Origin of the sequence: Streptomyces venezuelae (assembly GCF_008642315.1) — a bacterium.
Taxonomy (GTDB): Bacteria; Actinomycetota; Actinomycetes; order Streptomycetales; family Streptomycetaceae; genus Streptomyces; species Streptomyces venezuelae_D.
Window position 1 is genome coordinate 6,369,014 of the sequence record NZ_CP029192.1, and the last position, 20,453, is coordinate 6,389,466.

17 protein-coding genes are annotated in these 20,453 nt (G+C 71.3%); 8 read left to right on the top strand and 9 right to left on the bottom strand.

The genetic code is table 11. From position 1 onward, the window contains the following. Window positions 1-129: 129 nt before the first annotated feature. Entirely contained in the window at window positions 130-1,014 is an 885-nt protein-coding gene (gene panB, locus DEJ48_RS27940; protein ID WP_150218990.1) for a 3-methyl-2-oxobutanoate hydroxymethyltransferase, read from the bottom strand. Window positions 1,015-1,205: 191 nt separating this feature from the next. Here panB and DEJ48_RS27945 point away from each other — a divergent pair, with 191 nt between their 5' ends. The 4 genes from DEJ48_RS27945 to DEJ48_RS27960 all read left to right on the top strand — a co-directional run bounded on the left by DEJ48_RS27945 (window position 1,206) and on the right by DEJ48_RS27960 (window position 6,165). Further along, window positions 1,206-2,804: an MFS transporter gene (locus tag DEJ48_RS27945; protein WP_150218991.1), complete on the top strand. Its 1,599-nt coding sequence runs from the start codon at window positions 1,206-1,208 to the stop codon at window positions 2,802-2,804. A gap of 167 nt (window positions 2,805-2,971) precedes the next feature. Next, a complete protein-coding gene (locus tag DEJ48_RS27950; protein WP_150221440.1) occupies window positions 2,972-3,574 on the top strand; it encodes a TetR/AcrR family transcriptional regulator in 603 nt (200 codons plus the stop codon). A gap of 185 nt (window positions 3,575-3,759) precedes the next feature. Continuing rightward, window positions 3,760-4,788 (top strand): endonuclease/exonuclease/phosphatase family protein, encoded by a 1,029-nt coding sequence (locus tag DEJ48_RS27955; protein ID WP_150218992.1) that lies wholly within the window; start codon window positions 3,760-3,762, stop codon window positions 4,786-4,788. A gap of 159 nt (window positions 4,789-4,947) precedes the next feature. Next, window positions 4,948-6,165, top strand: coding sequence for an MFS transporter (locus DEJ48_RS27960; protein WP_150218993.1), 1,218 nt, complete (start codon window positions 4,948-4,950; stop codon window positions 6,163-6,165). A 111-nt stretch (window positions 6,166-6,276) separates the two neighbouring features. On the opposite strand, the gene DEJ48_RS27965 is transcribed toward DEJ48_RS27960, so the two are convergent. From DEJ48_RS27965 to DEJ48_RS27980, 4 genes are all read right to left on the bottom strand, one after another. Further along, a complete protein-coding gene (locus DEJ48_RS27965; protein WP_150218994.1) occupies window positions 6,277-8,037 on the bottom strand; it encodes an NAD+ synthase in 1,761 nt (586 codons plus the stop codon). A 56-nt stretch (window positions 8,038-8,093) separates the two neighbouring features. Beyond that, entirely contained in the window at window positions 8,094-8,903 is an 810-nt protein-coding gene (locus DEJ48_RS27970; protein ID WP_150218995.1) for a DUF4190 domain-containing protein, read from the bottom strand. 181 nt (window positions 8,904-9,084) lie between these two features. Beyond that, the gene (locus DEJ48_RS27975; RefSeq protein WP_150218996.1) at window positions 9,085-10,680 is read right to left on the bottom strand and encodes a multicopper oxidase family protein; all 1,596 of its coding nucleotides are present in this window, start codon (window positions 10,678-10,680) and stop codon (window positions 9,085-9,087) included. 135 nt (window positions 10,681-10,815) lie between these two features. Continuing rightward, window positions 10,816-11,304 carry a DUF6153 family protein gene (locus DEJ48_RS27980; protein ID WP_150218997.1) on the bottom strand — a complete coding sequence of 163 codons (489 nt, stop codon included), beginning with the start codon at window positions 11,302-11,304 and terminating at the stop codon, window positions 10,816-10,818. Window positions 11,305-11,374: 70 nt separating this feature from the next. Between DEJ48_RS27980 and DEJ48_RS27985 the strand changes: the two genes are divergently transcribed. From DEJ48_RS27985 to DEJ48_RS27995, 3 genes are read left to right on the top strand one after another with little or no spacing between them, the layout of a single operon-like run. Then, a complete protein-coding gene (locus DEJ48_RS27985) occupies window positions 11,375-12,841 on the top strand; it encodes an APC family permease (RefSeq protein ID WP_150218998.1) in 1,467 nt (488 codons plus the stop codon). 13 nt (window positions 12,842-12,854) lie between these two features. After that, the gene (locus tag DEJ48_RS27990) at window positions 12,855-13,649 is read left to right on the top strand and encodes a DUF998 domain-containing protein (protein ID WP_223832229.1); all 795 of its coding nucleotides are present in this window, start codon (window positions 12,855-12,857) and stop codon (window positions 13,647-13,649) included. Beyond that, entirely contained in the window at window positions 13,646-14,503 is an 858-nt protein-coding gene (locus DEJ48_RS27995; RefSeq protein ID WP_223832230.1) for an alpha/beta fold hydrolase, read from the top strand. The genes DEJ48_RS27990 and DEJ48_RS27995 overlap by 4 nt, the downstream gene beginning before the upstream one ends. Here DEJ48_RS27995 and DEJ48_RS28000 read toward each other — a convergent pair. The 4 genes from DEJ48_RS28000 to DEJ48_RS28015 form a co-directional block, all read right to left on the bottom strand. After that, window positions 14,460-15,515: a LacI family DNA-binding transcriptional regulator gene (locus tag DEJ48_RS28000; RefSeq protein WP_150218999.1), complete on the bottom strand. Its 1,056-nt coding sequence runs from the start codon at window positions 15,513-15,515 to the stop codon at window positions 14,460-14,462. The genes DEJ48_RS27995 and DEJ48_RS28000 overlap by 44 nt on opposite strands. Before the next feature lie 120 nt (window positions 15,516-15,635). After that, window positions 15,636-17,273: an extracellular solute-binding protein gene (locus tag DEJ48_RS28005; RefSeq protein ID WP_150219000.1), complete on the bottom strand. Its 1,638-nt coding sequence runs from the start codon at window positions 17,271-17,273 to the stop codon at window positions 15,636-15,638. 48 nt (window positions 17,274-17,321) lie between these two features. Beyond that, the gene (locus DEJ48_RS28010; protein WP_150221443.1) at window positions 17,322-18,185 is read right to left on the bottom strand and encodes a carbohydrate ABC transporter permease; all 864 of its coding nucleotides are present in this window, start codon (window positions 18,183-18,185) and stop codon (window positions 17,322-17,324) included. Window positions 18,186-18,220: 35 nt separating this feature from the next. Then, window positions 18,221-19,075, bottom strand: a complete 855-nt coding sequence (locus tag DEJ48_RS28015) for an ABC transporter permease (protein WP_150221444.1) — start codon at window positions 19,073-19,075, stop codon at window positions 18,221-18,223. A gap of 371 nt (window positions 19,076-19,446) precedes the next feature. Here DEJ48_RS28015 and DEJ48_RS28020 point away from each other — a divergent pair, with 371 nt between their 5' ends. Then, window positions 19,447-20,418: a hydroxyacid dehydrogenase gene (locus DEJ48_RS28020; protein ID WP_150221445.1), complete on the top strand. Its 972-nt coding sequence runs from the start codon at window positions 19,447-19,449 to the stop codon at window positions 20,416-20,418. The last annotated feature ends 35 nt before the right edge of the window (window positions 20,419-20,453 follow it).

Here is a 20,453-nt window from a genome sequence, read left to right on the forward strand (position 1 = left end):
TCAGAGCCCACCGACAAAACACCGACAGCCGACCGACAGACGGCTTTCGGCCACCGCGCGGGGAAAGCGGCAGCCCGCCGACGGGGGAAGATCGGCGGGCTGCCGTGGTGCCGCGGTGGTCTCAGGCGGTCATCGGTGGACCGCGTGCTCGGGTGCCGGGAACGCGCCGCCCACGACGTCCTCGGCGAATGCCTTCGCCGCGCCCGCCATGGCGCCGCGCAGCTCCGCGTACTGCTTCACGAAGCGCGGCATCTTCCCGCCGGTCAGGCCCATCATGTCCGTCCAGACCAGGACCTGGGCGTCGCAGTCGGAGCCCGCCCCGATCCCGACGGTCGGGATGTGCAGGGAGCGGGTGACCTCGGCCGCGAGCTCCGCGGGGACCAGCTCGAGGACGACCGCGAACGCGCCCGCGTCCTGCGCGGCCTTGGCGTCGTTGAGGAGCCGGTGGGCGGCCTCGTCGCCGCGGCCCTGCACGCGGTATCCCATGGTGTTCACGGACTGCGGGGTCAGGCCGAGGTGGGACATGACGGGGATGCCGGACTGCACCAGCAACTCCGTCTGGGCCAGGGAGCGTTCGCCGCCCTCCAGCTTGACCGCGCCGACGCCCGCCTCCTTCACCAGGCGCGTCGCCGACCGGAGGGCCTGGACGGGGCCCTCCTGGTACGAGCCGAACGGCAGGTCGCCGACGATCAGGGCGCGGCTCGTGCCCCGTACGACCGCCGCGGACAGCATGGTCATCTCGTCGAGGGTGACGGGCACGGTCGTCTCGTACCCGAGGTGGCAGTTGCCCGCCGAGTCGCCGACGAGCATGACGGGGATGCCCGCCTCGTCGAAGACGGACGCGGTCATCGCGTCGTAGGCGGTCAGCATGGGCCACTTCTCGCCGCGCTCCTTGGCGGCGGTGATGTCGCGCACGGTGATGCGCCGGGTGCCCTTGCCGCCGTACAGCGCTCTGCTGCTGTCGGGGCTCTGCGGGGCGTCGGTGCTCTTGTGGGCAGCCGAAAGCTGCGTCATCGCAACGGCTCCTTCTGTCATCTCGAGGCGCCCTGACGGCGTCCCCGGATCCCCTCCATGGTGGCACCACGTGCCGCTCCGCGGCTAGTGCGGTGTCCTGTGACGCCCGTCGGGTAAAGCGGGGCTATACCGTTCGGCAAGGATTTCCAATACGAGACGGTCTCGTATCGAAATTGATCTACGCTGATCGCATGTCCTCCCCTGCCACGACCACCCCGCCCCGCATACCGGAAGCCGTCCACCGGCGCCGGTGGGCGATCCTCGGGGTGCTGATGCTCAGCCTGCTGATCGTCGTCCTCGACAACTCGATCCTGAACGTCGCCATCAAGACGATCTCCACCCCCGAACCGACCGGCCTCGGCGCCACCCAGAGCGAGCTCGAATGGGCGATCAACGCCTACACGCTCGTCTTCGCGGGCCTCCTCTTCACCGCGGGCCTGCTCGGCGACCGGCTCGGGCGCAAGAAGGTCCTGCTCGGCGGCCTCGTCGTCTTCGGCATCGGCTCCGCGCTCGCCGCCATGTCCGGCTCGCCGGTCCAGCTCATCGCCTTCCGGGCCGTCATGGGTCTCGGTGCCGCCTTCGTGATGCCGGCCACCCTCGCCGTCCTCATGAACGTCTTCGAACGCGACGAACAGCCCAAGGCCATCGGCATCTGGGCCGGCGGCGTCGGCCTCGCCATCGCCATCGGACCCATCACCGGCGGCGTGCTGCTCGACCACTTCTGGTGGGGCTCGGTCTTCCTCATCAACGTACCGATCGTGCTCATCGCCCTGGCGCTGATGGTCTGGCTGGTCCCCGACTCCCGCGACCCCGCGCCCGGCCGCATCGACCTCTTCGGCGTCGCGCTCTCCGTCGTCGGCCTGGTGCTCCTCGTCTACGGCATCATCAAGGGCGGCCAGCTCGCCGACTTCACCGACCCGGCCGTCCTCGGCACGGTCATCGCCGGCCTCGCCGTGCTCGTCGCCTTCGTGCTGTACGAGAAGCGCAGCGACCACCCCTCCATCGACATCACGTACTTCAAGAACCGGGTGTTCTCCGCGGCGATCTGCGCCATCGCGCTCGTCTTCTTCGCGCTGATGGGCGTCACCTTCTTCTCGGTCTTCTACACCCAGAGCGTGCGGGGCTACTCGCCGCTGCAGACCGGTCTGCTGATGCTGCCCCTCGCGGTCGCCCAGCTGATCTTCGCGCCGCGCGCCCGCCTCGTCGTCGACCGCTTCGGCGTACGAGCCGTCTGCACGGGCGGGCTGCTGCTCCTGACGGCGACCCTCGCGGCCTTCACCCTCCTCGACGCCGACACACCGATCTGGCTCCTGGAAGTCGTCTTCTTCCTGATGGGCACCGGCATGGCGCACATCATGACGCCCACCAGCGTCGTCATCATGCAGGCCCTGCCGCGCGAGAAGGCGGGCTCCGCGTCCGCGCTCAGCAACACGTTCCGGCAGGTCGGCGGCGCCCTCGGCATCGCCGTCCTCGGCTCGGTGCTGTCCACGGCGTACCGCAACGGGGTCGAGGACAAGCTGACCCTGCTCCCCGCGGGGGTGCGGCACACCGCGGGCGAGTCCATCGAGGCGACCCTCGGCGTCGCCGCGAAGCTCGGCCCCAGGGGCGAGCCCCTGGTCTCCGCGGCCAACGACTCCTTCCTGCACGCCATGCACGTCACCGCGCTGTGCGGCGCGGGCGTCGCCGTGCTCGGCGCGCTGGTCGTCTTCCTCTTCCTGCCGGGACGTACGCCGCCGGAGGCGGGCCCGGTCGAGGAGACCGACGAGCCGGTGGGCGCCGCCGGGCGCTGAGGGAGAATCGGCCGGGCGGCCGGGCCCGGCCGCCCGGCGAACGGAGAGGGAGGGACGACGTGGTCCACAAGGGCGCGAGTGTCACGGACGGCGGTGACGTCATGGACGGCGGTGGCCTCGCCGACGGCGACGACGCCGCGGGCACGGGCGGCCGGGCCGTCACGGGCATGACGCCCCTCCCCAGGAACGGCCGGGGACGGCCGAGGAGCGAGGCCGTCGAGCAGGCCATCATCGAGGGCGTCGTACGGCTCCTCGAGGACGGCGTCTCCCTCACCGAGCTCTCCATCGAGCGGATCGCCCGCACCGCCGGCGTCGGCAAGGCGACCATCTACCGGCGCTGGGACGGCAAGGAAGCCCTCTTCGTCGACGTCCTGCGCGCCTTCGAGGAGCCCGACCTCGAGCGGCCGGGCACCTCGATGCGCGACGACCTCGTCTGCGTCCTGGAGAGCCTGCGCCGCCGCGGCCTGACCATGCGCTCCTCGGCCCTGCTGCACAACGTCTTCGCCCAGATGAAGACCCTGCCCAAGCTCGCCGAGGCGTACCAGGAGACGGTCGTCGCGCCCCGCCGCCGCATCATCATCGATGTGCTGCGGCGCGGCGTCGCCGACGGCGAACTGCGCGCGGACATCGACCTGGAGGTCGCCAACGACCTCTTCGTCGGACCGATGCTGGTGCGCACGATCCTGCGGCCGGGCGCGCCGCTCGACGACCATCTCGCCGAACGGATCGTCGACACGGTCCTGGAGGGGCTGCGGCCCCCGCCACGCTGAACCGCGGTTATGCGCATTTCGTCACAGAGGTGGCTCTCCGCCGCTGTTCAGGAACCCGTCGCCGCGGGCCGTTCGTCCTGGTGCCTGTACGGCCGTCGTGGACGGCGGGGACGACACCGGATCATCGCCTAGGGTTTCCTGGGCGGGACAGACGGTGTGCACGGCAGCAGTGAGGCGACGAGAGCATGGCGCAGGCGTACAAGACGGAGACGGGCAACAGCGACTCGGGCCCCGAGCGTCCGGGGGCCCGGTTCCGACGCCTGCTCGACGGCTGGCGGGGCGACCCGGGCATCTGGCGGCGCGGCCTGGTCACGGCCTCGATCGCCGTCTTCCTCGCGCTGGTGATGCTGTTCCACGCGCAGATCCCCAACAACGTGGGCAACCTCGGCTCCCTGACGGAGACCTTCCTGCCCTGGCTCGGCCTCTTCATCCCGGTGCTGCTGGTCGTCGCCGTGGTCCGCAAGTCCGCCACCGCACTGATCGCGCTGCTGCTCCCGGTGATCATCTGGGTCGACTCGTTCGGCGGCCTGATCACCGGCAAGTCGGGCACCGGCGGCGACCTCACCGTCGCCACGCACAACGTGAACGCGGACAACCCCGACCCGACGGGCACCGCCAAGGACGTCGCCGCCTCCGGCGCGGACGTGCTGGCCCTCGAGGAGCTCACCCCGTCCGCCGTTCCCGTGTACGAGAAGGCGCTGGCCGGCACGTACAAGTACCACGCGGTCAAGGGCACCGTCGGCCTCTGGAGCAAGTACCCGCTGTCCGACACCCGGCCCGTCGACATCAAGCTGGGCTGGGTCCGCGCGATGCGCACCACCGTGACGACGCCCAAGGGCGAGGTCGCCGTCCACGTCGCCCACCTGCCGTCGGTGCGCGTGAAGCTGAACGCCGGCTTCACCGCCAACCAGCGCGACAACAGCGCCGACGCCCTCGGCGAGGCCATCGCCGACGAGAAGATCGGCAAGGTCATCCTGCTCGGCGACCTCAACGGCACGATGAACGACCGCGCGCTGAACGCGGTCACCTCGCAGCTGCGCTCCACGCAGGGCGCGGCGGGCGATGGCTTCGGCTTCAGCTGGCCCGCGTCGTTCCCGATGGCGCGCATCGACCAGATCATGGTCAAGGACGTCGAGCCGGTCTCCTCCTGGACGCTGCCGGAGACGGGCAGCGACCACCTGCCGATCGCGGCGCGGGTCGACCTTTCTTCGTGACGCCGTAGGGGCACGGGGCGTCTTCGTGACGCGGTGGGGGCGCGGGGCGGAATACGTGGCGGGCGCGGCTTTGTTCCGCAAGTAAACTTACGGGTTCTCCGTAAACCCGCACCCCCGCATTCCCCCCACTGCCCCCGCATCCGTGGAAGGTACTTCTTCATGCCCCTGGCCCTGCTCGCCCTCGCCGTGGGCGCCTTCGGCATCGGCACGACCGAGTTCGTGATGATGGGCCTGCTGCCCAACGTCGCCGACGACCTGCACATATCGATCCCCGTCGCCGGACACCTCGTCTCCGCGTACGCGCTCGGCGTCGTCATCGGAGCCCCGCTGCTCGCCGCCGTCACCGCGAAGCTCCCGCGCCGCCGTGTCCTGATCGGCCTCATGGTCCTGTTCGTGGTCGGCAACGCGCTGTCGGCGGCCGCCCCCGACTACCACCTGCTCATGGCCGCGCGCTTCCTCAGCGGACTGCCGCACGGCGCGTTCTTCGGCGTCGGCGCGGTCGTCGCCACCGGGCTCGTCGCCCCCGAGCGCAAGGCCCGCTCGGTCTCCCTGATGTTCCTCGGCCTGACCGTCGCCAACATCGTGGGCGTACCGGTCGCCACCGCCATGGGGCAGCAGCTCGGCTGGCGCGCGACGTTCCTCGCGGTGAGCGCCATCGGGCTCGCGGCCATCGCCGCGCTCGCCCTCCTGGTCCCCGCCGACCACGGCCACGGCGACGCGGCGGGGCTGCGCGGCGAGCTCCGGGCGCTGCGCAGCGTCCCGGTCTGGCTGGCGCTCGGCACGACCGTCGCGGGCTTCGGCGCGCTGTTCTCCGCGTACAGCTACATCACGCCGATGCTGACCGACGCCGCCGGCTACGCCGAGTCCAGCGTCACCCTCCTCCTCGCCCTGTTCGGCGTGGGCGCGACGGCGGGCAACCTCCTGGGCGGCCGCCTCGCGGACCACTCCCTGCGCGGCACGCTCCTCGGCGGGCTCATCTCGCTCGCCGTGGTCCTGGGCTTCTTCCCGCTCCTCATGACCGCCGCGTGGAGCGCGGCGCTCGGCGTCGCGCTGCTCGGCATGGCGGCGTTCACGACGGGCTCGCCGCTGCAGCTCATGGTCATGGAGAAGGCGGCGGCCGCGCCGTCCCTGGCCTCCTCCGCCAACCAGGGCGCGTTCAACCTCGCCAACGCGGGCGGCGCCTGGGTCGGCGGCCTCGCGCTGGCGGCGGGCTTCGGCGTGACCTCCCCGGCGGTGACCGGCGCGGTCCTCGCGGTGCTCGGCCTCGCGGTGGCGGGCCTGGCGTACGCGGTGGACCTGCGGAGGGGGCCGGTGCCGGGTGCGGAGCGCGTGGTGGCTTCTTCCTCGCCGGAGCACCGCGAGCGGGTCCACCACTGACCGACTGACCACCCACCCGCGGGCGAGGCCCCTACGGCCCCTAACGGTGCGGGGCAAACGGGTGGGTGGGAGGAGACCCGCCGCGAAGCGGCGGCTCAGTACATGGCCCCCTCAGCCGGAGGCGGCCTCGCGCCAGCGATTGGTGATCGGCAGTCGACGATCCTTGCCGAACCCCTTCGCGGAGATCTTCGTCCCCGGCGGGTACTGCCGCCGCTTGTACTCCGCGGTGTCCACCATCCGCAGCGTCTTGACGACGAGCTCACGGTCGTAGCCCGCGGCCACGATCGTGTCGGCGCCCTGGTCCCGGTCGACGTAGAGCTCGAGGATCGCGTCGAGGACCGGGTAGTCCGGGAGCGAGTCCGTGTCGACCTGGTCCGGGCGCAGCTCGGCGCTCGGCGGCTTGCTGATGGAGTTCTCCGGGATCGGCGGCGTCTGCCCGCGCTCCTCGGCCGCGCGGTTGCGCCACTTGGCGAGCCGGAAGATCGCTGTCTTGTAGACGTCCTTGATGGGGCCGTACGCGCCGACGGAGTCGCCGTAGAGCGTCGAGTAGCCGACCGCCAGCTCGGATTTGTTGCCCGGTGCCAGCACGATGTGCCCCTCCTGGTTGGAGAGCGCCATCAGCATCGTGCCGCGCAGCCGCGACTGGAGGTTCTCCTCGGCGAGACCGGTGAGCCCGAGCGAGCCCATGTACGCGTCGAACATCGGCGCGATCGGCACGGTACGGAAGTTCAGACCGGTGCGCCGCGCCAGCTCCTCCGCGTCGCCGATGGAGTGCTCCGAGGAGTAGCGGGACGGCATGGCCACGCCGTACACGTTCTGGGCGCCGAGCGCGTCGCAGGCGATGGCGGCGGTGAGCGCGGAGTCGATGCCGCCGGAGAGGCCGATGAGGACGCTGCTGAAACCGTTCTTCGCGGCGTATGCACGGAGGCCGACGACCAGCGCCGAGTACACCTCCTCGTCGTCGTCGAGCCGCTCGGCGTACCCGCCGGTGAGCTCGCCCTCGTACGCGGGAAGCGGCTCCTCCGACAGCGTCACGTGCTCGATGCGCAGCCCGTCGTCCACGACGCCGGACGGCGGCACGGGCGCGGCGGCGGGCAGCTCCAGGTCGAGCACGATGCAGCCCTCGGCGAACTGCGGCGCCCGCGCGATGACGTCGCCGTCCTTGTCGACGACGATCGAGTCCCCGTCGAAGACCAGCTCGTCCTGCCCGCCGATCATCGCGAGGTACGCGGTGGTGCAGCCGGCCTCCTGTGCCCGCTTGCGCACGAGCTCGAGCCGCTGGTCGTCCTTGTTCTGCTCGTACGGCGAGGCGTTGATGGAGAGCAGCAGCCCCGCCCCCGCGCTCCGGGTCGCCGGGACGCGGCCGCCGTCCTGCCAGAGGTCCTCGCAGATCGCGAGCGCGACGTCGACGCCGTGCACACGCACGACCGGCAGCGTCTCGCCCGGCACGAAGTAACGGAACTCGTCGAAGACGCCGTAGTTGGGGAGGTGGTGCTTGGAGTACGTCAGGACGGCCTCGCCGCGGTACAGCACGGCGCCCGCGTTGCGCGGGGCCCCCGCGGGCTGGCCGAACTTGGGCTTGGCCTCCTCGGTGCGGTCGAGATAGCCGACGACGACCGGCAGCTCCCCGAACCCCTCGTCCCGCAGCCGCACGGCGAGCGCGCGCAGCGCGTCCCGCGAGGCCTGGACGAAGGACGAACGCAGAGCGAGGTCCTCGACGGGGTACCCGGTCAGCACCATCTCGGGGAACGCGACGAGATGCGCCCCCTGCTCGGCGGAGTGCCGGGTCCAGTGGACGACCGCCTCGGCGTTCCCGGCGAGATCGCCGACGGTCGAGTCGATCTGATTCAGAGCGAGGCGTAGTTGAGGCACGGCCCCAGTGTAATCGTCAAAACGACGCGATGGCCTGTCGGGCGGGTTCGGTGCCGCTACGGGGCGGTCCCGGACCAGGTGGCGCTCTTGTAGTGGAGGAAGCCGGGCTCGACCTGCACGTCCAGCGTGCGCGCGGCGTCGCGGGGGAGGCTGACGGCGTACGTGGCGACGGCCTGCTCGCCCGGTTCCAGATGCCCGGCGAGCTCCCTCGGCAGGTCACCGTCGTAGACCTTCTCCGCCTCGGCACCGTCGGCGTCCTTGAAGGTGACGGTGGTCAGACTCAGATCGACCGACTCGCCCGAGCCGTTGACCACGGTGATCTTCACGGTCAGCGCCTTGTTGCCCGCCGCGTGGCCCGCGGCGTAGGCGCCCGGCTGATAGGAGACGGGGCGGGACACGGTCACCCTCACCCCGTCGTCGTACGCGAACGCCTCCCCGAACCGCAGCGCGCCGGAGCGCGACGTCTCCCCGGCCGGCGACTCCTTCGCCACCGCGGGCTCCTTCTTGCCGCCCGTGCTGTGCAGGTCGTCCACCGTGTCGTTGACCACCGTGATCGTGATGGCGAGCCCGACGACCGCGAGGATCGCGGCGACCACGCCGAGCGAGGTGCCCCAGATCGCCACGGCTTTGTTGTCGGCCTGGCCCCCGCGGGCACGCCCGATCCCGACGCAGCCGAAGACCAGCGCCAGGACGGCGAGAATCCCCGCGGCCCAGAACAGCAACGGGACCAGGCCGCACAGCACGCCGATGATGCCGAGCACCAGGGACGCGACACCGAGACCGTTGCGGAGCGGCCGCGGTGACGGCGGCGGTGGTGGGGGCTGCCCCCATTGGGGTGGTGGGGGAGCGTCGCCGGAAGTGGTCATGGCAGGGCCCCTTGGGGGAAGGGGCAGGTCAGGTGGCGGCCTGCTGGCGTTATGACGTCATTTTCCCTCTTCCTGTCGAAAGTGCCTACTTATGTGGAGGCCGGGGTGATGCCTCCGGAGGCGTGGTCCGGAGGCATCGTTCGCGTGAGCCGGAATGGCCCGGCCCGGCGGGGGATACCCGTCAGGCGCGGTAACCGAGCACCGTCATCATTCCCGCCTCCGCGTGGTAGACGTTGTGGCAGTGGATCATCCACAGGCCCGGGTTGTCCGCCTCGAAGTCCACCGACAGCGTGCCGTTCGGCAGGACGATCGCCGTGTCCTTGCGGGCGTCGGCGCGCACGCCCGCCAGGGCGAAGGTGTGGCCGTGGAGGTGGACGGGGTGCCACATCGACGTCGAGTTGGCGAACGTCAGGCGGACCCGCTCGCCCGCGCGGACGGGGTGACGCTGCCCCGGGGCATAGGGCTTCTTGTCGAAGGCCCAGTCGTACTTGGCCATGCCGCCTGTCAGTTGCAGCCTGATCGTGCGGTCCGGCCTGCGGGAGGGCAGCGCCACGGACTCGTGCGCGCGCAGTTTGTCCGCCGTCAGGAGGCGGCCCTTCAGCTCGTCGGGGCGGGTCGACGCCGTCGGCGGGGCCCCGCCGCCCGTGCGGAGCACCGCGAGGGCCGCCTCCTTCTTGCCCTCGGCCACCGCGGTCAGCGGGAAGACGCCGTCCTTGGCGGTGACCAGCACGTCGTACCGCTCGCCCATGCCGAGGAGCAGCGCGTCCGTCGTCGCGTGCCGCACGGGGAAGCCGTCGGTGTGCGTCACCGTCATCTTGTGGCCGCCGAGCGCCACACGGAACGCCGTGTCGCCACCCGCGTTGATGACGCGCAGGCGGATGCGGTCGCCGGGGCGGGCGCGGAACTGTGCGGGCGCCTTGGCCGTGCGTCCGTTGACCAGGTAGTGCGGGTAGGCGACGTCGCCCGCGTCGCCGCCGAGCAGGTCGCTTTTGGCGCCCATCATCATGCGGGAGGGGCCGGGCGCCGGTGACCCGTCCGACCGCAGGGCGGCGTGCGACATGTGTGACATGTCGTGGTCCGCCATGCCCTCGCGCAGTTCCGCGAGCACGCCGTCCGGGGTCGATCCGTCCACCCCGTCGACCCAGTCGTCGAGGACGACCACCCACTCCTTGTCGTACTTCAGCGGCTCCCTCGGGTCCTCCACGATCAGCGGTGCGTACAGCCCCCGGTCCTGTTGTGTGCCGGAGTGGGGGTGCAGCCAGTACGTCCCCGGGTGCGGCACCGCGAAGCGGTAGGTGAAGTCCGCTCCGGGTTTGATGTCCTGCTGGGTGAGGCCGGGGACGCCGTCCATGTCGTTGCGCAGGGCGATGCCGTGCCAGTGCAGGGACGTGGCCTGCGGGAGGTGGTTGGCGAGGGTGAGGGCGAGCGTGTCGCCCGCGGTGACGCGGACTTCCTCGCCGGGGAGCCGGTCCCCGTACGCCCACGTCCTGACCGTGGGGCCGCCCAGGTCGAGCCGGGTCCGCGCGGCCGTCAGCCTGACCTCGCGGGTGCGGCCGCCCCGGCCCCGCTTCCTCTCGGCGGCGGCGACTTCCTTGCCCGCCGGATCCACATACCCCCCGGGACCGGACGCCCCGCCCTGACCGTGGCCGCCGTGACCGGCGCGGTCGCCCGGGTCCGCGTCGGAACAGGCCGTCAGGATTCCCGTCCCCGCGACCGCGGCGGCGGCGCCGAGCACGGAGCGTCGTGAGGGGACGCGCGGAAAAGCTTCGTTACGCATGACTGAGTGACACCTCGTCGTGTGGTGCGTGCAGCTGGACGCGTCTGCTGCTTCTGGTGCACCGCTCGACGCCCGCGGGTTCCGACCGAAACCCCACGACTTCCACGAGCAGCACGAAGCAGCCGGTGCGCAGGCCTAAATGCGCAGCACCGACAGGTGGGAGAGGAGTATGCGGGGCGGCGGCGGATCGGGCCGCGGACCGTGCAGCCGCCGCCCCGGCGCGTACCCACGGACGACCGTCCCGCCCGGCCGCAACAGCCCGGCCCGCACCAGCAGGAGAAGCGTGAACGCGCCGAGCACCGCCAGGCACACGGACAACGGATCCATGACCATCCCGCTGCCCGAGCCGTGCCCGGCTACGACGCCCCGCCCGGCCCCGGCGCCCCGCTCGTGGGCGGCGGCATCGGGGTGCGGGGAGGCGGCCCGCCGTTCGTGCGGCGCGGCGTCGGGCAGGCGTGCGGCGGTCCCGCGTTCGGCCGTGGCGTGGTGCCCCGCGGTGCGCCCGGGCTCCGCCCCGTGGCCGCCCGTGGGATGTCCCAGCGTATGCATCGTCACGATCCCGAGCAGCAGCGCGGCGAGCAGCAGGAGCCGCCCGTGACCCGTGCCGCTCCTCGTCCTCGCCATGCGGCGAACCCTACCCCCGACGGGTATGCGGCGACATGCGGCCCCCCGCCACTCCGACGATCATGAGCGCATGACGAACACGGACGAACCGCAGCAAACCGGTTCGGGAAGCCTGCCGGAGCCGGACCCCGCCATTCCGCGGCAGTGCATCTCCTGGGTGACGCTCGCCCTGATGACCACCGCGTCCGTCGCCAGCCTGCGCCCCTCGCCGGCGATGGCCGTCTACGGACTGGCCGCCGTCTTCCTCTACCTCCTGCCCGCCGTGGTCTTCCTGCTCCCCACCGCCCTCGTCGGCGCCGAACTCGCCTCCGGGTGGTCCGGTGGCATCTACCGCTGGGTGAGCGAGGCGCTGGGCAGGCCGCTGGGGTTCGTCGCCGTGTGGTGCCAGTTCGCCATGACCATCGCGTACTACCCGAGCCTGCTCGCCTACGTGGCCTCGACGTTCGCGTACGTCATTCATCCGAGCCTCGCCGAGAACGGCCCCTACGTGGCGATCGTCATCGTCGTCATCTACTGGACGGGCGTCTGGGTCACCTGCCGGGGCACCAAGACGGTCGCCGGGCTCTCCTCCCTGGGGCTGATCATCGGCACGCTCGTCCCCGGCGTCGTCCTCGTCGTCCTCGGCATCGTCTTCCTGGGGCAGGGCAACGCGTCCGCCGCGCCCATGAGCCCCGACCACTGGCTGCCCCCGTGGACCGGCCTCGCCAGCCTGGTCCTCATCGTCAACAACTTCCTCTCCTACGCGGGCATGGAGATGAACGGCGTCCACGTGTCGTCGCTGCGCCATCCGCGCGCCGAGTACCCGCGCTCGATCTTCCTCGCCACCGGCCTCGTCCTGCTGATCTTCATCCTTCCGGCCCTGGCCATCAGCTGGGTCATGCCGTCCGAGGAGCTCAGCCTCACCGCAGGGCTGATGCAGGCCTTCCAGGCCTTCTTCGACCACTTCCACGTCGGCTGGCTGACGAAGGTCGTCGGGATCATGCTCGTCATGGCGGCGCTCGGCGGCATGCTCACCTGGCTCGCCGGGCCCGCGAAGGGGCTGGTCACGCTCGCCCGGCAGGAGGGCTATCTGCCGCCTGTCCTGCAGAAGTTCAACAAGGCGGGCGTCCCGCGCAACATCATGGTCGCGCAGGGCGTCATCACCACGCTGATCGGCGTCCTGTACGCCTTCAGTGACGACGTATCCAGCGCGTACTGGATGTTCTCCGTCATCACCGTGCAGATCTACCTCATCGCGTACCTGCTGATGTTCGTGGCCGTCGTCCGGCTGCGGACGTCGCAGCCGGAGGTGCCGCGCGGCTTCGTGGTCCCCGCGGTGAAGGTCGTCGCGGCCGTCGGATTCGCCGCGTCGCTCGCCGCGCTCGCCATCGGCTTCGTGCCGCCCGACCAGTTCGGCAAGGGCCCGCTGTGGCGCTACCTCCTGATCGTCGGCGGCGGCCTGCTCGCGCTCGGCGTCCTGGCCCCCGCGGCCTTCCTCAAGTACCGCAAACCCGGCTGGATCCACCCCGACCACAGGGCGACATATGCGTCGAAATAGCATGTACCCACCGATGTCATCGTCTACGACGGCAGCCACTCCCATGGCGAAACAGCAGCCCCGCTCCGGACCCCTCGCCCGGACCTCGCGGTCCACCGCGACACGCGTCCTGGCCGGCCTCCTGCTGGCCGGCGCCCTCGCGTACAGCACCTGGTCGCTGGAGGCGTTCCTGCCGACCGGGCTCTCGCCCCGCACGACGTACGTCAGCGAACTCGCCGCCGAGGACCAGCCGTACGGGACGTTCTTCCGCACCCTGGACCTCATCGCGGGCCTCCTCGTCCTCGCGGGCGCGCTGGGGGCGCTGCTCGGCCGGACGACGCCGCTCGGCCGGACGGCGCCGCTGGGGCGCGCGGCCCGACGGGGGTGGCTTCCCGCGGTGGGCTGGGCGGGGATCGCGCTGTTCGGCGCCGCCACCGCGGCCGACTCGCGGCTGCCGCTGAGCTGCGCGGCGACAGCCGACCCCGGCTGCCTCGCGCGGGAGCGGGCGGGCGACGTGCCCTGGACGCACTCCGCGCACGCGGTCAGCAGCAGCGTCGCCGTCACCGGGGCGCTGATCGGCATGGTGCTGCTGACCTTCGTCGCCCGCCGTCACGCAACGGCCCCCCGGCTCGCGCTCGCTCGCACCGGCCCGGTCCTCGTCGTCCTCGAACTGCTCGCCACCGGCTGGACCCTGGCGTCCGTCGCCGCGTTCGACGCCGGGCGGGGCACGTGGGGCCTCGGCATCGCGCAGCGGCTCCAACTGCTCTTCATCGCGGTGTGGCTCGTCGTCCTCGCGTGGTCGGCGGTTTCGGAGGCGCGGCGGGAGTGACGACGTACGCACGGGGCGAGTTCGTACGGATCGGGGGAGTGCCGCACCACGTCGAAGTGACGGGTGACGGGCCGGTGTGCGTGCTCGGCGCAGGGCTCGGGCTCGGCTGGTTCGACTGGCATCCGGTGGTGCCGCTGCTCGCCCCGCACCGGACCGTGGTCCGCTTCGACAGGCCCGGCCTCGGACTCAGTGGCCACGCGCGCGCGGCGCCCACGGTGCGGGGCGAGGCTGAGCGGATCCTGCGGGTCCTGGACGCGGTGGGGCTCGGCGCGGCGCGGGCGACGGTGGTCGGGCACTCGCTCGCCGGATTCCACGCCGAGGCGTTCGCGCGGCTGTACCCGGAGCGCACGCAGGGGCTCGTCCTCGTCGACTCCAGCGTTGAGGAACGGCCCCGAACGCTCCTGCCGCGCGGAGTGCGGGTGGCGGCCACGCGCGCGTGCGGCGCGCTGCTGTGCGCGACAGGTCTGCCGCGGGCGGTGGGACCGACCCTGCGCCGCCTGACGGCACCCACGCCGTGGGCGTGGCTCTACGGAGGCAGCAGGGTGTGGCGGGCGGCGCTCATGGAGTACGTGACGTACGGCGACGCGGCCCGCGAACTCGCCGCGCTCCGACGCCGCCTGCCTCTCCCGGAGGGAGTCCCGGTGACCGTGCTCGCCGCGTACACGGGCAGCGGCTCGCACCGCTGGCTCGACCGCCAGCGAGACCTGGCCCGCACCCTGGACGCGGCCTTCCGGGTGGCGATCCCGTCGGGCCATCTGGTGATGCGCGACCGCCCCGCGGAGGTGGCGCGAGCGGTGCTCGCGGCGAGAGCTACGCCCCGGCCCCCCGAACCCGCCGCACGCTGTCCCGGATGACGATGTGCGTGCCCAGGACGTGGCGCTCCTGGCCCGCCCGCGGGGAGCCGGAGAGCGCGCGGCGCACGGCTGTGCGGCCCATCTCCTCGGCGGGGATGTGGACCGTCGTCAGGCCGGGGGTGATGTCACCGGCCACCGGGTCGTCGTTGTAGCCGACCACCGACATGTCCTCCGGGACCCGCAGCCCGTACTCCCGCAGCGCGATGATCGCCGCGGCGGCCGCCCGGTCGTCGCCCGCGAAGACCGCGGTGAAGTCGGGTCTGCCGTCCGCCTTCTGGAGGAGGTCGCGCATCGCCTGGTAGCCGTGGTTCTGCCCGAAGCCCGTCCCATGGAGAACCGCGTCGCCGCGCGGCACCCCGTGGTCGTCCAGCGCCCGCAAGTAGCCGGCGAGCCGGTCCTCGCCGGTCGTGTTGCCCGGCTCGTAGCCGAGCAGGGCGATCCGCCGGTGCCCGGCGCCGAGCAGGTGGCTGGTGACCGCGTGGGCGCCCGCCTCGTTGTCGTGCTCCACGACCAGGGCGGGCACGTCGGGCGTCGGCGCCGGGCGCCCGCACAGCACGAGGCGGGAGCCCGCCGCCGCGAGAGCCTCTGCGTAGCGCGCCATCCGCTGCCGGTACTCGTCGTCCTGCACGACACCGCCGACCAGCATCACCGCCTCCGCGGCCTGTTCGCGCATCATCTGGACCAGGGCCAGCTCACGGGCCGGATCGCTGCCCGTGGACGCGACCAGGGTGAGCCGGCCGCGCTGGGCGGCCTCCATCTCCACGCCCTGCGCGACCTGCGCGTAGAACGCGCCCACCACGTCGAACATGAGGACCGCGATCGTCTTGCGGCCCGCGCCCGCCAACGCGCGCGCGTGCGCGTTGGCGACGTAGTCCAGGTCCTTGACCGCCCGCAGCACCTTGGCGCGCGACGCCGTGGACGTCGGGTAGTTGCCCGCGAGGACCCGCGAGACGGTCGCTACCGAGACGCCCGCGCGCGCGGCCACCTCGCGGATGGTGACCCGCTCACCCACTGTGTCTCCCTCTCCTGGCCGTCGGCCGGCCCTCGTCCGGCGGCCAACCCGCCGGGACCGGGGCCGAGTTGCTCAACGGCAGCCCGCCCCCGGACCATCATCCCGCGCCCAGCCCGCGGGTCAGTGCGCGGCCTCGTACTCCTTCAGGAACTCCTCCGCGGCCCGCTTGCCGCCCTGGGACTGCCACTTCTGGTGGATGCCGTCCCAGTCGGAGAGCTTCTTGCGGCCGGAGACGATCGCCGTCACGCCGTCCTCGATGATCTGCTGCATCGTGGCGCCCTGCCGGTTGAACGTCTCCGACATCAGCCCCCAGTGGTCGTCCGGCACGAGGAGCGGGACGACCTTCTTCTCCCAGGCGTGCAGCCGCTTCGTGAGGTCGGGGAAGCCGGGGAAGTAGAGCGGCTGCGGGGCGTCCATGAGGTAGGGGAAGGGCAGGTTGGTCTTGGAGTCGATGAGGCCGGTCTCCGTGGCGACCGGATCGCCGTCCTTGTTGTACTTGAAGTGGGTGCCCTCCACTCCGTAGTGCATCAGCTCGTACTCCTTCGAACCGAACGGCGATGCCATCCAGTTGAGCACGCGGAGCATCAGCTGGATGCGCTCCTTGGAGGCCTTCTTGATGACGGTGTAGCCGAAACAGCCGCGGTTCTGCTGGTAGACGGGCGTCACGCCGTCGACCGCGTACGGCTCGGCGACGTCGAGGGTGAACTCGTCCTTGATGCCCTGGGCGTTGGAGATGACGGCACCCCAGCCGTCCGTCATCGAGCGGACGGTCCCGTTGTAGAACTGGGTCTTCAGGTCGACCTGCGAGATCGACGTGGCGTCCGGGTTGTACGAGCCACCCTCGCGCAGCTTCGCCATGTACTCGAGCGCCGCCTTGAACGCGTCCGTCCCGTACATGTCGGTGGCCTTGCCGCCCCTGATCTGCCACTGGTTGGGCGCGCCGTGCCACATCGCGTGGTACAGGTACCCATAAAACCCCACTGTGGAGGCGCCGAGGGCGAACTTCTTGCCCTGGGAGGCCTCCGCGGTCATCGCCTGGAAGTCGGCGGCGGACATGCCCGGCCGGTACCCGGCCTCGTCGAACGCCTCACGGTTGATGAACATCGCGCCCTGCACCTTGGCCCGCTCGATCGGAAGACCGTAGATGCGCCCGGAGATGCGTCCCATGCCCTCCCACGCGTACGTGGGGATGTTGGCGAGGTTGGGGTAGTCCTTGACGGCGTCGCCGGACAGGTGGTCGCTCAGGTCCGCGCACCGCGACTTCACGAACTGCGACTCGCGCGGCAGGACGTACCCGCCACCGAAGTTGATCATGTCGGGCAGGTCGTCGCCCGACATCAGCGTGGACATCTTGGCGCGGAAGTCCGCGTCGGGCACGACGGTGAACTCGACCTCGACGCCCAGCGCCTCGTTCACGGCCTGCCAGTACTCGTTGCGGCCGACCGGCTTCGGCGGGGTGCCGTACGTGATCGTCATGACCTTGATCTTCTGCTTTCCCGTGCCCGGCTTCTCGGCCGTCGCACGGACCAGCTTCTCCGGGTACTTCGTGTACCCGGGCTGCACGCCCTCGGCGGTCGGCGCGAGGTCGGGGGTGGGGCCCTTGGCCGGGGTGTACGTCGGCCAGGGCGCCGCCTTCTTGCCGGCGTTGGAGACGTTGCCGCCGCCGCTCGACTCGGTGGAGCAGGCGGTGAGGACGGCGGGGGCCGCGAGGGCGGCGCCGCCGACGGCTATGGAGCGGAGCAGGGTGCGGCGCGACATCGAGGAACCGGACACGGAGGGAGCCCTTCTGTACGACGAGGTGAGATATCAGCTCTTGATGGCGCCGGTGAGCACGCCCTTGGTGAAGTACTTCTGCAGGAAGGGGTAGACGAGCAGGATCGGCACGGTGGCGATCACCAGGACGGCCATCTGCGTCGTCTGCGGGGCGGAGACCATGCCGGCCTCGCTCAGGCCGGTGTCGGCGATCTGCGAGCCGCCGATGACGTACGTGCGCAGCACCTGCGACAGCGGCCAGTGACCGGACTCCATGTAGATGGAGGCGTGGAACCAGGCGTTCCAGTAGCTCACGGCGTAGAAGAGGGAGACCACGGCCAGCGCCGCCTTGGAGAGCGGGAGCACGATCCGCCAGAGGATCTGCCAGTCCCCGGCGCCGTCGAGCCTGGCCGCCTCGTACAACTCCTCGGGTATCCCCTGGAAGAAGCCGCGCAGCACGATCAGATTGAAGACGTTGATGAGTACGGGCGCGACGAGCGCGGCATACGTATCCATCATCCCCATGCCCTTGACCAGCAGGAACGCGGGGATCATGCCGGGCGGGAAGAGGAACGTGAAGAGGATGAGCAGCAGCACGGGCTTGCCGCCGAAGACCCCGGGGCGGGCCAGGGCGTACGCGAGGAAGGTCGTGCACGCGAGCGAGAAGAGCGTGCCGAGGACCGTGAGGCCGACGCTGACGCCGAGCGCCTTGGTGACGATGCCGCCGTTGAGGATCGTCCGGTAGGCGCGCAGGGTCGGATCGCTCGGCCAGAGCACCCAGCCGCCGTTGTCCACGACCTCGCGGTTGGAGGCGAGGGACGTCGAGACGATGACGAGGAACGGAATCAGGACGAGCGCGAGAACGACGGTCACCGCCACGGCCTTCGCGGCCTTGGTCGCGACCCGTGGTTTCTCCATCCAGGCGGGACGGCTGACCTGCTTGACACTGCCACTCACTTGTAGACCCCCTGCTCGCCGAGCCGGTGGGCGATCCGGTTGGCGGTGAAGACGAGCGCCGCGCCGACGACGCCCTTGAACAGGCCCGCGGCCGCCGCGTAGCCGGTGTCGCCGCCGACGATGCCCTGCCAGAAGACGAAGGTGTCGAGCACCTCACCGACCTCGGGACCCACCGACTGCCGCTGCAGCAGCATCTGTTCGAAGCCGACGGAGAGGATGTCGCCGAGCCGCATGATCAGCAGCAGGATGATGATGGGCCGGATGCTCGGCAGCGTGACGTGCCAGAACCGCCGCCAGGGGCCGGCCCCGTCGATCGCCGAGGCCTCGTACAGCTGCTCGTCGACCTGCATCAGCGCGGCGAGGAAGATGATCGTCCCCCACCCGGCGTCCTTCCAGATCACCTCGATGACGACGAGCGGTTTGTACGCGTCCGGGTTGCCGATGATGTCGACGATGTGCAGCCCCGAGTCACTCAGGAAGGTGTTCAACAGTCCTGTGTCGCTGAGGACTTGCTGGAACAGCGCGACCACGACGACCCACGACAGGAAGTGCGGCAGATAGATCACGGACTGCGTGAAACGGCGCAGCAGATCCGACGTGAGGCTGTGCAGGAGCAGGGCGAGACCGAGCGGCGCCGGGAAGAAGAAGACGAGCTGCAGCACGGCGATGAACAGGGTGTTCCACGTCGCGTGCCAGAAGTCCGGGTCGCCGAACATCCGCGAGAAGTTCTCGGTGCCCACCCAGGGGCTGGCCCACAGTCCGTCGAAGGGGACGTACTCCTTGAAGGCCACCGCGTTGGCGACGAAGGCGCCGTAGTGGAAGACCAGGAAGTACGCGAGGCCCGGCACCATGAGCAGCACCAGGACACGCGTGTGCTGAAACCGTTTCCAGGGCGAATCCCGCCGTGCTTTGTCGCGTTCTGACCCGTTATTACTTCTCCCGGGCGGCTTCACCGCCTCGGTTTCCGCCCGTTCCTTCGTCACCGTCGGCACGGCAACCCCTCCGTCGTCGGAATAAGGTGCCCGGAATCTAAAGCGGTTACTTCGCCCGGTCAACCCCCCTTGCCTCGCGCTCTCTTGACCGTCCTCCCGGATTGGTCCTAGCCTCCAGGCGCTGGTTGGTAACCGGTTACTACGAGGGACGGTCACGCGTGGCAGATCAGGCAGAGCGGGCGGATCGGCGGGAGCGGAACGGGGGCGGGCCGCCGGGCGCGGCCCTGGCCATGGGCGTCGAGGTCGCGGACCGCGTGTTCGCGCCGGACCTCCGCGAACGGCTCGCCCGCAGCGTGGCGTTGGCCCCGGTGCTCCTGTCCGGGCCGCTGACGACGCCCGAGGCGCGGGCGGTACTCGCCGAGACGGAAATCCTGGTCACGGGGTGGGAGTGCCCGCCCCTGACCGGGGAGATCCTCGCCTTCGCGCCCCGGCTGCGCGCGGTCGTCCACGCGGCGGGCTCCGTCAAACCGATGGTCACCGACGCGGTCTGGGACCGGGGTGTCGTCGTCTCCTCGGCGGCGGACGCGAACGCGGACCCCGTGGTGGCGTTCACCCTCGCGGCGATCACGTTCGCGGCGAAGGGCGCGCTGTCGGCCGCGGCCGGCTACGCCTCCGGGTGGCCGTCCTTCACCGCCCGCACCGGGGCGGACGCGCGCACGATCGGCGTCGTCGGCGCGTCGCGGATCGGGCGGCGGGTGATCGCGGCGCTCCGGGAGTCGGACGCGGGCAGCCGGATCCTCCTCACGGACCCGTACGTGGCCCCCGAGGAGGCGGCGTCGCTCGGCGCGGAACTCGTGGACCTGCCCGAGCTGTGCTCACGCAGCAGCATCGTGACGGTCCACGCGCCGCAACTCCCCGAGACAGAAGGCCTCTTGAGCGGCGACATGCTCAAGCTGATCCCCGACGGCGGGGTCGTCGTCAACACGGCCCGGGGGGCGCTCGTCGACACGGACGCGCTGGTGCGGGAGTGCGGGGCGGGACGCCTGGACGCGTTCCTCGACGTCACGGATCCCGAGCCGCTGCCCCCGGGGCACGCGCTCCTCCGCCTCCCCAACGTGCTGGTCACCCCGCATGTGGCGGGGGCGCAGGGGAGCGAGGTGCGCAGGCTCGGGGAGTACGCGGTGGGGGAGGTCGAGCGCTATGTGTCCGGAGCGCCGCTCCGCGGCCGCCTCCTGCGCGAGGACCTGCCTCGTCTGGCCTGAGCGTCACGCAGCGGAACTGCGGGGCGGATTATTCA

Bases quoted from the DNA above. Each gene is read 5' to 3' on its own strand.
- panB (WP_150218990.1), bottom strand. From the start codon at position 1,014: ATGACGCAGCTTTCGGCTGCCCACAAGAGCACCGACGCCCCGCAGAGC.
- DEJ48_RS27945 (WP_150218991.1), top strand. From the start codon at position 1,206: ATGTCCTCCCCTGCCACGACCACCCCGCCCCGCATACCGGAAGCCGTC.
- DEJ48_RS27950 (WP_150221440.1), top strand. From the start codon at position 2,972: ATGACGCCCCTCCCCAGGAACGGCCGGGGACGGCCGAGGAGCGAGGCC.
- DEJ48_RS27955 (WP_150218992.1), top strand. From the start codon at position 3,760: ATGGCGCAGGCGTACAAGACGGAGACGGGCAACAGCGACTCGGGCCCC.
- DEJ48_RS27960 (WP_150218993.1), top strand. From the start codon at position 4,948: ATGCCCCTGGCCCTGCTCGCCCTCGCCGTGGGCGCCTTCGGCATCGGC.
- DEJ48_RS27970 (WP_150218995.1), bottom strand. From the start codon at position 8,903: ATGACCACTTCCGGCGACGCTCCCCCACCACCCCAATGGGGGCAGCCC.
- DEJ48_RS27975 (WP_150218996.1), bottom strand. From the start codon at position 10,680: ATGCGTAACGAAGCTTTTCCGCGCGTCCCCTCACGACGCTCCGTGCTC.
- DEJ48_RS27980 (WP_150218997.1), bottom strand. From the start codon at position 11,304: ATGGCGAGGACGAGGAGCGGCACGGGTCACGGGCGGCTCCTGCTGCTC.
- DEJ48_RS27985 (WP_150218998.1), top strand. From the start codon at position 11,375: ATGACGAACACGGACGAACCGCAGCAAACCGGTTCGGGAAGCCTGCCG.
- DEJ48_RS27990 (WP_223832229.1), top strand. From the start codon at position 12,855: ATGTCATCGTCTACGACGGCAGCCACTCCCATGGCGAAACAGCAGCCC.
- DEJ48_RS28005 (WP_150219000.1), bottom strand. From the start codon at position 17,273: ATGTCGCGCCGCACCCTGCTCCGCTCCATAGCCGTCGGCGGCGCCGCC.
- DEJ48_RS28010 (WP_150221443.1), bottom strand. From the start codon at position 18,185: ATGGAGAAACCACGGGTCGCGACCAAGGCCGCGAAGGCCGTGGCGGTG.
- DEJ48_RS28015 (WP_150221444.1), bottom strand. From the start codon at position 19,075: ATGGTGCCGGGCCTCGCGTACTTCCTGGTCTTCCACTACGGCGCCTTC.
- DEJ48_RS28020 (WP_150221445.1), top strand. From the start codon at position 19,447: ATGGGCGTCGAGGTCGCGGACCGCGTGTTCGCGCCGGACCTCCGCGAA.